We start from the raw sequence: 12,017 nt of genomic DNA on the forward strand, positions 1-12,017 counted from the left end.
CAGCCAGTGTGCCCGAGTGTTACAGCGCTGTCAGGCGATTGGCCCGCGCGGGTAGCGTTTAAGCCTGTGCAGCAGCTCGGCACCCGGGATCGGGCGGTCGAACAGATAGCCCTGGCCCACGTCGCAACGGTGCCGGCGCAGGAACGCCAACTGCTCAGCGGTCTCGATGCCTTCGGCCACCACCTTGAGCTTGAGGTTGTGGGCCATGGCGATCACCGCTGAGGTGATTTCCATGTCGTCCTGGTTGTCCGGGATTTCATGGATAAAGCTGCGATCAATCTTAATGATGTCGATGGGGAATTTTTTCAAGTAGCTCAGCGACGAGTAACCGGTGCCGAAGTCGTCCATCGCCAGGGTCAGGCCGAAGCTCTTGAGCTGGTCCAGTTGCAGGCGCGTGTCTTCGGTGGCTTCCAGCAGCAAGCCTTCGGTCAGCTCCAGCTCCAGCAGGTTGGCCGGCAGCTGTTCCTCCTTGAGGATGGTCGCAATCGACGCCACCAGGTCCGGGTCGGAGAATTGCTTGGGCGACAGGTTGATGGCCACCTGCAAGTTGCCTAGGCCTGCGGCGGTCAATTGCCGGCTCATGCGGCAAGCCTGGCGCGCGATCCATTTGCCGATGGGGATAATCAGCCCGGTTTCTTCGGCCACGCTGATGAACTGGTCGGGGCGGATCATGCCCTTTTCCGGATGGTTCCAGCGCAACAGCGCTTCCATGCCCAGCAAGCGGCCGCTGCGCAGGCACAGCTTGGGCTGGTAGAACACGTCCAGTTCGTTCTGGGTCAGGGCACGGCGCAGGTTATTTTCCACGAACAGCTTGTAGCTGGCTTCGGCATTCAGCGCTTCGGTGAACACTTGCACCTGGTGCTTGCCGTTGGCCTTGGCCTTGTGCAGGGCCAGGCCGGCGTTGCGCATCAGGGTTTGCGGGTCGCGGCCATGCAGCGGCGCGCAGGCCAGGCCCACGGAGCCGGTGACGCTGATCAGCTGGTTGTCGACGAACATCGGCTTGTCGAGGGTGGCCAGCAACTGGCTGGCCACCTGCTGGCCGGTCTCAAGGTCGGCGTCGTCCAACAGCACCGCGAATTCGTTACTGGCAAAACGCGCCAGGCTGCCGCCGCTGCTCAAGCTGTTGCGCAGGCGGCGCGCCAGGCTGATCAGCAACTTGTCGCCAGTCTGGTGGCCGAGGCTGTCGTTGATGCGCTTGAAGTTGTCGATGTCCACCAACAGCAGGCTGATCGGGCTGTCGCTGTCGCGGGCAAAGCGTTCGTCGAGGTTGCGAATGAACGCCGGTCGGTTGCCCAGGTTGGTCAGGTTGTCGGTGTAGGCCAGGCGTTCGATGCGCTGCTGCGCCAGCTTGGTCTGGGTAATGTCTTCGTAGATGCCGATGTAGTGGGTCAACTCGCGGTTGTCGCCATACACTTTGGAAATCGACAACTGGCCCCAGTAGGGTTCCAGGTTCTTGCGGCGGCTCTTGAACTCGCCTTGCCAGCTGTTGCTTTTGGCCAGGGCCGAGGGTGCGTCGAACAGCAACTCGCTGAGGTTTTCCAGGGCCGGCAGTTGGGCCAGGCGATGGCCGTGGACTTCTTCGGCGCTGTACTGGGTAATCGCGGTGAAGCTGGGGTTGACGTACTCCACCACGCCATCGCAATTGACCAGCAAGAACGCGTTGGCGCTTTGCTCTACCGCGCGCTGGAACAGGTGCAAGGCGCTGGTGGCGGTGCGGCGGTTGTGGTTGTTGATGACCTGGGCGAACTGGTCTGCCAGCTCGCCAGCGAACGCGATCTCATCGGACTGCCACGCGCGCGGGCTGCCGCCTTGTTCCAGGCACAGCACGCCGACGACCTGGCCATCGACACGGATGCTGGCATCGAGCATCGCGTGGACGTCCTTGGCGCGCAGGCTTTCGGCCATTTCCCGGGTACGTGGGTCGCGCAGCGCATGGGTGGCATCGATGGCGCGGCTCGAGTGCAGGGCTTCCAGGTAATCCGGGAAGCCACTGGCGTCGATGGCTTCGGGCAGGTGGTGTTGTTGATCGGCACGGTGGTAGGCCGAGATCGGTACCAGGTGATGGCCTTCGAGGTTCCAGATGCTGGCGCAGTCGATCTGGTAGATGTCGCAGGCGCTGCGCGTGATCAGCTCAGCGGCTTCTTGCAGGGAGTTGGGCGTGGTGTAGCGTTGGCGCGCCAGCAGCAGGATCAACTCCTGCTGGGCACGCACCCGCTCCAGGTGCTGCAACTGTTCCTGCTGCGCTCGCTGGTTGAGCTCCAGGGCGATTTGCAGGCGGCTGTTCTGGTTTTCCAGGTCGACGGTTGGGGCGGGCGTGCTGATCTCGCTGAACAGCCCCTCAACCACCATCAGGTAGCCGCGCACCAGGTGGCGGTTGTGTTGTTTGTAGGCTTCGCCCATCTCCAAAACGCTTAGCGGGCCGTCATGGGTGTGCAGGGTGTAGCGCACCAGATAATGGGGGCTCTGGGCCAGTTGTTGCTGGATCGCATCGTGCAACTGATAGCGCGCCTGGGGTTCCATCAGGCTGGCGTAGGGCGTGCCGATCAAGGCGCAGAGTTCAACCGCTGGCAGGCCAAACTGACGCTCGCAATTGGGGTCGAGGTAGAGCAGCGCCCAGCTTGCCTCATTAAGCCGCTCGAAACGCAGCATACCGAGGCGCGAAGGCACCGGTAATTGCGTCACTACCTCGGCCGCCATACGGGCGACATCGGGTTGGCTTTTCATGGGGAAACTCGCTTGGAAAAATGCGCACTGCGCTGGGCTCACGCCCTCTTGACTGTCGACTGCGGCAAGGTTGCATCATGCAGCACGCAGTGACAAGAGAGGATGAAGGCTAAGTGCTATAAGCCTGTTATCGGCCGCGCGAGGGTTTTCTGTAATTGGGGTGATCGATGGTTCACGCCTGTCCTCTGTAGGAGCGAGGGGGACGCCTAGTTCTTGCTCGCGAAAAACGCCAGGGCACCGCGTTTATCCAGAAGGTCCGCGTCATCGTTGACGATCTTCGCGAGCAAGCTCGCTCCTACAAAAAAAACAGGCAAAAAAAGCCCCGCCAAGTGGCGGGGTTGAGGTACGAGCGTGGCGCTCGGAAATCGGTGTGGCAAGGGCCTTCCCGGTAACAGGAAGGCCCTGTGACTTACAGCAGGATGGTGCGGATGTCGTTCAGCAACTGGCTCAGGCGCTGGGTGAAGCGCGCAGCCGCGGCGCCGTTGATCACGCGGTGATCGTAGGACAGCGACAGTGGCAGCATCAGCTTGGGTTGGAACGCTTTACCGTCCCACACAGGCTGGATGGTGGCCTTGGACACACCCAGGATCGCCACTTCCGGCGCGTTGACGATTGGCGTGAAGCCAGTGCCGCCAATGTGGCCGAGGCTGGAGATGGTGAAGCAGGCGCCCTGCATGTCGTCCGGGGTGAGCTTCTTGTCGCGGGCCTTGGCAGCCAGCGCAGCCGCTTCGCCAGCCAGTTGCAGCAGGCTCTTCTGGTCGACGTTCTTGATGACCGGTACCAGCAGGCCATCCGGGGTGTCGACCGCAAAGCCGATATGCACGTACTTCTTGCGAATGATCGCCTTGCCGCTTGGCGCCAGCGAGCTGTTGAAGTCCGGCAGTTCCTTGAGCAGGTGTGCACAGGCCTTGAGCAGCAGTGGCAGCACGGTCAGCTTCACGCCGGCCTTCTCGGCCACGGCTTTCTGCGCAACGCGGAACGCTTCCAGGTCGGTGATATCGGCCTGGTCGAACTGGGTCACGTGCGGGATGTTCAGCCAGCTGGCGTGCAGGCCTGCCGCGCCGATTTGCATCAGGCGGGTCATCGGCACTTCTTCGATTTCGCCGAAACGGCTGAAATCCACGGTACGGATCGGCGGAATGCCCGAACCACCGGTAGCGCCGCCGGCAGCCGGAGCTTCCTTGGCTTTTTGCATCATGGCTTTGACGTAAGCCTGCACGTCTTCCTTCAGCACACGGCCGTGAGGGCCGCTGGCTGCAACAGCGCTCAGCTCGACGCCGAATTCACGGGCCAGCTGACGCACGGCTGGGCCGGCGTGAACCTTGGCACCGCTTGGCGCAGGTGCGGCAGCCGCAGGGGCTGGCGCAGCTTCGGCTTTTGCGGCCGGCGCAGGAGCAGCAGCGGCAGGTGCCGCTTCAGCCTTGGCAGCCGGAGCAGCAGCCGGTGCTGGTGCGGCGGCTGGCGCAGCACCTTGTACTTTGAGCTTGAGGATGAAGTCACCGGTGCCGACTTCGTCTTCGAGCTTGACCGCAATGCTTTCCACCACGCCGGCAGCCGGCGATGGGATCTCCATGGAGGCCTTGTCGGACTCCAGGGTGATCAGCGACTGGTCGGCTTCGACGGTATCGCCGACCTTGACCAGCAGCTCGATGATCTTGGCCTTGCCCGACGAGCCGATGTCCGGGACGTGAATGTCCTGGACGGTCGCGGCGGCAGGTGCAGCGGCCGGGGCTGGAGCAGCCTCGGCAGCGGCAGGCTTTTCAGCGGCTGGTGCAGGTGCAGCAGCGGCCGGAGCCGCGGCCGCAGGGGCTGCATCGGCAGCGCCTTCGATTTCCAGCTCCAGCAGTTCGTCGCCTTCTTTCAGGCGGTCGCCCAGCTTCACTTTCAGGCTCTTGACCACGCCGGCCTTGGGAGCAGGGATTTCCATGCTCGCCTTGTCCGACTCCAGGGTCAGGATGCTCTGGTCGGCTTCGACGGTGTCGCCGACCTTCACAAACAGCTCGATTACTTCACCTTCACCGCTGCCGATGTCAGGTACGCGAATGAGTTCGCTCACAAAAAATCTCCTCAGCAGTCCAGTGGGTTGCGTTTTTCCGGGTTGATCCCGAACTTGACGATGGCGTCAGCCACCACCTTGGGTTCGATCTCACCACGGTCAGCCAAGGCTTCCAGGGCTGCCAACACCACGAAGTGACGGTCGACTTCGAAGAAGTGACGCAGCTTCTTGCGGCTGTCACTGCGGCCGAAACCATCGGTGCCCAGGACTTTGAATTCCTTGGACGGGACCCACTGGCGAATTTGTTCAGCAAACAGTTTCATGTAGTCGGTAGAGGCGATGACTGGGCCCTTACGGCCGGCCAGGCACTCTTCGACGTAGCTCTTGGCTGGCTTCTGGCCAGGGTGCAGACGGTTGCTGCGCTCCACGGCCAGGCCATCACGGCGCAGTTCGTTGAAGCTGGTGACGCTCCATACGTCGGCACCGACGTTGAACTCGTCACGCAGGATCTTCGCCGCTTCACGCACTTCGCGCAGGATGGTGCCAGAGCCCATCAGCTGTACGTGGTGCGCCGCTTCCTTGGTGTCTTCTTCGAGCAGGTACATGCCCTTGATGATGCCTTCTTCCACGCCGGCCGGCATGGCTGGCTGCTGGTAGGACTCGTTCATCACGGTGATGTAGTAGAAAACGTCCTGCTGCTCTTCGGTCATCTTCTTCATGCCGTCCTGGATGATCACCGCCAGCTCATAGCCGTAGGTTGGATCAAAGGTGCGGCAGTTCGGGATGGTGGCAGCCAGGATGTGGCTGTGACCGTCTTCGTGTTGCAGGCCTTCGCCGTTCAGCGTGGTACGGCCGGCGGTACCGCCGATCAGGAAACCACGGGTGCGGCTGTCGCCAGCGGCCCAGGCCAGGTCGCCGATACGCTGGAAGCCGAACATCGAGTAGAAGATGTAGAACGGCAGCATTGGCTGGTTATGGCTGGAGTACGAAGTACCGGCAGCGATGAAGGAGCTCATGGCGCCCGCTTCGTTGATGCCTTCTTCGAGGATCTGGCCCTTCTTGTCTTCCTTGTAGAACATCACCTGGTCTTTATCGACTGGCTCGTAGAGCTGGCCGACGGAGGAGTAGATGCCCAACTGACGGAACATGCCTTCCATACCGAAGGTACGGGCTTCGTCCGGGATGATCGGGACGATGCGCGGGCCGATGTCCTTGTCCTTGACCAGCTGCGCCAGAATACGCACGAAGGCCATGGTGGTGGAGATTTCACGGTCGCCCGAGCCGTCAAGGATAGCCTTGAGGGTGCTCAGGTCTGGCGTCGGTACGCTGAAGCTGTTGGCGCGGCGCTGTGGCACGAAACCGCCCAGTGCACTGCGACGCTCGCTCAGGTAGCGGGCTTCGGCGCTGTTTGGCTCTGGCTTGAAGAACGGCAGGTTCTCCAGCTCTTCGTCCTTGACCGGAATGTCGAAGCGGTCGCGGAACAACTTCAGGCTGTCGACATCGACTTTCTTGGTGTTGTGCGCGGTGTTCTTCGCTTCGCCGGCACCGGTGCCATAACCCTTGATGGTCTTGGCCAGGATGACGGTGGGTTGTTCTTTGTGGTTGACCGCTTCGTGGTACGCCGCGTAGACCTTGTACGGGTCGTGGCCGCCACGGTTGAGCTTCCAGATCTCGTCGTCGGACAGGTCGGCAACCATCGCCTTGAGTTCAGGCGTGTTGAAGAAGTGCTCACGGACGAACGCGCCGTCTTTGGCTTTGTAGTTCTGGTACTCGCCGTCGATGACTTCGTCCATGCGACGTTGCAGGATACCGTCGACGTCCTTGGCCAGCAGTGGGTCCCAGAAGCGGCCCCAGATGACTTTGGTCACGTTCCACTGAGCACCGCGGAACACGCCTTCGAGTTCCTGGATGATCTTGCCGTTGCCGCGAACCGGGCCGTCGAGGCGCTGCAGGTTGCAGTTGATGACGAAGATCAGGTTGTCGAGCTTCTCGCGGCCGGCCAGGGAAATGGCGCCCAGGGATTCCGGCTCGTCGCACTCGCCGTCGCCCAGGAAGCACCAGACTTTCTGCTTGCCTTCAGGGATGAAGCCACGGGCTTCCAGGTACTTCATGAAGCGTGCCTGGTAGATCGCCTGGATCGGGCCCAGACCCATGGAAACGGTCGGGAACTGCCAGAAATCAGGCATCAGCCAAGGGTGCGGGTAGGACGACAGGCCCTGACCGTCGACTTCCTGGCGGAAGTTGTTCATTTGTTCTTCGCTGATGCGACCTTCCATGAACGCACGGGCGTAGACGCCTGGCGAGGTGTGGCCCTGGAAGTAGATCAGGTCGCCGCCGTGTTCGTCGGTCGGGGCCTGGAAGAAGTAGTTGAAGCCGATGTCATACAGGGTTGCGCTGGAAGCGAAGCTGGAGATGTGACCGCCCAGGTCCGAATCTTTCAAGTTCGTGCGCATTACCATCGCCATGGCGTTCCAACGTACCAGCGAGCGAATGCGGCGTTCCATGAACAGGTCGCCAGGCATGCGTGCTTCGTGGGTAACGGGGATGGTGTTGCGGTATGGCGTAGTGATGGCGTAAGGCAGTTGCGAGCCGCTGCGGGTCGCGAGTTCGCCCATACGGGTCATCAGGTAGTGAGCACGGTCTTCGCCTTCTTTGTCGAGAACCGATTCCAGGGCGTCCAGCCATTCCTGGGTTTCGACGGGATCGAGGTCTTGCATGGCTTGCTCCAGGGCGGAAAGGCTACCAGAATCGGTTGCCTGAAGTTTGCGACTGGCCTTGTGGGCAGACGACATAAATTCTTGGATGGCCGAAGGTTGCTTCGGCGTCCTGTAGTTTTACTACAAATCGTCGGCCATTTCAGCCTTTCGAATGTATATACGAGTAGTAAAACTACACAAGACTGAGCGTATGGCTCGGTCTTGCTGGTGAGCATAATCGTTATTGTTGGTCTATTGCGAACAAGAAAAGGTGAAACTTTGATGTTGCCTGCCAAGATTAATTTAATTTCAGCTATTTCTAACCTTTGTTCGACAGTCCTTCACCGAGCATGGCTCTTGCCTTCACAGCTACACGCCATTTACACGCCGATCAAGGATAGACCATGAGCCTTCCAACGCTGGCCGAACTGCCGGCCATTCTGTTGCCTTACGCCAACCGGGCCGAGCAGTCATTTCGTGACGCAGTGGCCGCGCTGGATGGCGATCATGGCCTTTCTGCGTGGATGCCGCAACGGTGGGCCGACTTCGCCCGCGTGTGCGCCGCCAGTGATTTCGTCATTGAACAGAGTGTTCGTGACCCTTTGATGTTGCTTGAGCTAGCGGCCTGGGGCGAGCTGGACCGCGGCTTTGCGCCCGGCGAGCTGTGCAGCCAGATAGCCGGCGCCGTGCAACAGGCCGAAACAGAAGATGAGCTGGGCCGTGTGCTGCGCCGCCAACGCACGCGCCAGCAGGTGCGCATCATCTGGCGCGACCTCACACGCCAGGCCGATTTGGTGCAAACCTGTCGCGACCTGTCCGACATGGCCGACGCCTGCATCGACCAGGCCTATCAATGGCTGTACCAGCGCCACTGCGCCCAATTCGGCACGCCGACCGGCGCACGCAGCGGCGAGGCGCAGCACATGGTCATCCTCGGCATGGGCAAGCTCGGTGCGGTGGAGCTGAACCTGTCGTCGGATATCGATTTGATCTTCGCTTATCCAGAAGGCGGTGAAACGATGGGCGTGAAGCGCGCCCTGGATAATCAGGAGTTCTTTATCCGCCTGGGTCAAAAGCTGATCAAGGCCCTGGACCCGATGACCGTCGACGGTTTTGTCTTCCGCGTCGATATGCGCCTGCGTCCCTACGGTTCGGCCGGCGCCTTGGTGCTCAGCTTCAACGCGCTGGAGCAGTACTACCAGGATCAGGGCCGGGACTGGGAGCGCTACGCCATGATCAAGGCGCGGGTGGTGGCCGGCGACCAGGTGGCTGGCGCGCAACTGCTCGACATGCTGCGCCCGTTTGTCTATCGCCGTTATCTGGACTTTTCGGCCATTGAAGCGCTGCGCACCATGAAGCAATTGATCCAGCAGGAAGTGCGGCGCAAGGGCATGGCCGACAATATCAAGCTGGGCGCGGGCGGCATTCGTGAGGTGGAATTTATCGCCCAGGCATTCCAGCTGATCCATGGCGGCCGCGACCTCAGCCTGCAGCAACGCCCGCTGTTGAACGTGCTGGGCACCCTGGAAGGCCAGGGTTATTTGCCTGCGGCGGTGATCAGCGAGCTGCGCAGCGGTTACGAGTTTTTGCGTTACACCGAACATGCGATCCAGGCGATTGCCGACCGCCAGACGCAAATGCTGCCGGACAGCCCCGAAGACCAGGCGCGCATTGCCTTTATGCTGGGCTTCAGTGACTGGGCGGCGTTCCACGAGCGCCTGATGTACTGGCGCGGCCGTGTGGACTGGCACTTTCGCCAAGTGATTGCCGACCCTGATGAAGAAGAGGGTGAAGAAAGCGAATTGGTGGTCGGTGGTGAATGGTTGCCGCTGTGGGAGGAATCCCAGGATGACGACGCCGCGTGTCGCCAATTGAGTGAAGGCGGTTTCACCGATGCCCCCAAGGCCCTCAAGGCCTTGGCCAGCCTGCGCGCCAGCCCGCAGTTGCGCGCCATGCAGCGCCTTGGGCGCGAGCGCCTGGATGCGTTTATCCCGCGCCTGCTGGCCCAGGCCGTCGAACATGCCAACCCGGACCTGGTGCTGGAACGCGTGTTGCCGCTGGTGGAAGCCGTGGCCCGGCGTTCGGCCTACCTGGTGCTGCTCACCGAGAACCCCGACGCCCTGCGTCGCCTGTTGACCTTGTGCGCAGCCAGCCCGTGGATCGCCGAACAGATCACCCGTTTCCCGCTGTTGCTGGATGAATTGCTCAACGAAGGCCGCTTGTTCAAGCCGCCGCTGGCGCCGGAACTGGCTGCGGAGTTGCGCGAGCGCCTCACGCGTATTCCCGAAGATGACCTTGAGCAACAGATGGAAGCCTTGCGCCATTTCAAACTGGCGCACCGCCTGCGGGTGGCTGCCTCGGAAATCGCCGGCAGCCTGCCGTTGATGAAGGTCAGCGACTACCTCACCTGGCTGGCCGAAGCCATTCTTGAACAAGTGCTGGCCCTGGCCTGGCGCCAGACCGTCGCCCGTCACGGCTCGCCGCAGCGCCTGGACGGCACCCTGTGCGATCCTGGCTTCATCATTGTCGGTTATGGGAAAGTCGGCGGCATCGAACTGGGGCATGGTTCGGACCTGGACTTGGTGTTTATCCATGACGGCGACCCCCAGGCCGAGACGGACGGTGCCAAGCCGATCGATGGCGCGCAGTTCTTTACGCGCCTGGGCCAGCGCATCATTCACCTGCTGACCACCCAGACCAACTCCGGCCAGCTGTATGAAGTGGACATGCGCCTGCGACCTTCCGGCGCCTCCGGCTTGCTGGTGAGTTCCCTGGGGGCGTTTGACCGCTATCAACAAAATGAAGCCTGGACCTGGGAACATCAGGCCCTGATCCGTGCGCGGGTGCTGGTAGGCAGCCAGGATGTGGGCCAGGCGTTCGAGCAGGTACGGGCCAACGTGTTGGGGCGTGAACGGGACTTGGAGAAGCTGCGCCAGGAGGTGAGCGAGATGCGTGCCAAGATGCGTGACAACCTGGGCACCAAGGCCACGACGGCCGGCAGGGGCGCCAATGCCTTCGAGGCCACGGCGGTGTTCGACCTCAAGCAGGACGCCGGAGGTATCGTCGATATTGAATTTATGGTGCAATACGCGGCTTTGGCGTGGTCTGCGCAACATCCATCGTTGCTGCGCTACACCGACAATATCCGCATTTTGGAGGGCCTGGAGCAGGTCGGGCTGATGCCCGCCGCCGATGCCCATTTGCTGCGTGAGGTGTACAAGGCCTACCGCTCCGCCGCGCACCGCCAGGCTTTGCAGAACGAGGCCGGCACGGTCTCGGGGGACCAGTTCGCCGACGAGCGGCGACAGGTGATGCGAATCTGGCAAGCGCTGGGCTTAAATTGAAACTCGACTGATTGGCGACGCCAATTTTTATATGGGATGCGGATTAATGTGGGAGCCGGGCTTGCCCGCGATGCAGGCGCCTCGGTTTATCAGTGATACCGAGGTGATGCAATCGCAGGCAAGCCAGCTCCCACATAAAGATGCTCCCTGGCGCACCGCGATCTACAGTCATTATCGAGGCGGGGAGGCATAAGCCTCCCCGCATCGTTTGTGGAAACTACATGAATATTCTGATCGTTGGGCCCAGTTGGGTCGGTGACATGGTGATGGCACAGACACTGTTTCAGTGCCTGCGCCTGCGCTATCCAGACTGCCAGATCGACGTGCTCGCCCCTGAGTGGAGCCGGCCGATCCTTGAGCGTATGCCCCAGGTGCGCAAGGCCTTGAGCTTCCCGCTCGGCCACGGCGCCCTGGAGCTGGCGACCCGCCGCCGCATCGGCAAATCCATGGCCGGCCAGTACGACCAGGCGATCCTGCTGCCTAACTCGCTGAAGTCGGCGCTGGTGCCGTATTTTGCCGGTATCCCCAAGCGCACCGGCTGGCGCGGCGAGTTTCGCTATGTGCTGCTCAATGACGTACGCACCCTGGATAAAGGCCGCTACCCGTTGATGATCGAACGCTTTATGGCTTTGGCCTACGAGCCGGGCGCTGAACTGCCCAAGCCGTACCCGCGCCCCAGCTTGCAGATCGACCCGGTGACCCGCGACGCGGCGCTGGCCAAGTTTGGCCTGACCCTGGATCGGCCCGTATTGGCTCTGTGCCCTGGCGCCGAGTTTGGCGAGTCCAAGCGCTGGCCGTCGGAGCATTACGCCAGAGTTGCCGAGACGAAGATCCGCGAAGGCTGGCAGGTGTGGTTGTTCGGTTCCAAGAACGATCATTCGGTGGGTGAAGACATCCGCCAGCGCCTGATCCCCGGTCTGCGTGAAGAGGCGGTGAACCTCAGTGGCGACACGTCTCTGGCCGAGGCCATCGACCTGTTGTCGTGCGCCGACTCGGTGGTGTCCAACGACTCCGGCCTGATGCATGTGGCGGCGGCGCTGAACCGTCCGCTGGTGGCGGTGTACGGCTCCACATCCCCAGGCTTCACTCCGCCGTTGGCCGACAAGGTCGAAGTGGTGCGCCTGGGCCTGGATTGCAGCCCGTGCTTTGAGCGTACCTGCCGCTTCGGCCACTACAACTGCCTGCGCCAGTTGCTGCCCCAGCCGGTCACCGATGCCTTGCAGCGGTTGCAGGGCGACGTGGTCGAGGTTCGCTGAG

5 protein-coding genes are annotated in these 12,017 nt (G+C 61.8%); 2 read left to right on the forward strand and 3 right to left on the reverse strand.

What is annotated here, in order from left to right; translation table 11 throughout:
• Positions 1-30: 30 nt before the first annotated feature.
• The 3 genes from TX24_RS01740 to aceE all read right to left on the reverse strand — a co-directional run bounded on the left by TX24_RS01740 (position 31) and on the right by aceE (position 7,437).
• Positions 31-2,724 (reverse strand): putative bifunctional diguanylate cyclase/phosphodiesterase, encoded by a 2,694-nt coding sequence (locus TX24_RS01740; protein WP_003187982.1) that lies wholly within the window; start codon positions 2,722-2,724, stop codon positions 31-33.
• A gap of 409 nt (positions 2,725-3,133) precedes the next feature.
• Positions 3,134-4,780 (reverse strand): dihydrolipoyllysine-residue acetyltransferase, encoded by a 1,647-nt coding sequence (aceF, locus tag TX24_RS01745; RefSeq protein ID WP_034134735.1) that lies wholly within the window; start codon positions 4,778-4,780, stop codon positions 3,134-3,136.
• 11 nt (positions 4,781-4,791) lie between these two features.
• On the reverse strand, positions 4,792-7,437 hold the full coding sequence (aceE, locus tag TX24_RS01750) for a pyruvate dehydrogenase (acetyl-transferring), homodimeric type (RefSeq protein WP_003187985.1): 2,646 nt from the start codon (positions 7,435-7,437) through the stop codon (positions 4,792-4,794).
• Between the two features lie 383 nt (positions 7,438-7,820).
• Here aceE and glnE point away from each other — a divergent pair, with 383 nt between their 5' ends.
• On the forward strand, positions 7,821-10,760 hold the full coding sequence (gene glnE, locus TX24_RS01755) for a bifunctional [glutamate--ammonia ligase]-adenylyl-L-tyrosine phosphorylase/[glutamate--ammonia-ligase] adenylyltransferase (RefSeq protein WP_057709600.1): 2,940 nt from the start codon (positions 7,821-7,823) through the stop codon (positions 10,758-10,760).
• A 221-nt stretch (positions 10,761-10,981) separates the two neighbouring features.
• The gene (gene waaF, locus TX24_RS01760) at positions 10,982-12,016 is read left to right on the forward strand and encodes a lipopolysaccharide heptosyltransferase II (RefSeq protein WP_057709601.1); all 1,035 of its coding nucleotides are present in this window, start codon (positions 10,982-10,984) and stop codon (positions 12,014-12,016) included.
• Position 12,017 lies beyond the last annotated feature (1 nt).

Origin of the sequence: Pseudomonas lactis, assembly GCF_001439845.1 — a bacterium.
In the GTDB taxonomy this organism is placed as follows: Bacteria; Pseudomonadota; Gammaproteobacteria; order Pseudomonadales; family Pseudomonadaceae; genus Aquipseudomonas; species Aquipseudomonas lactis.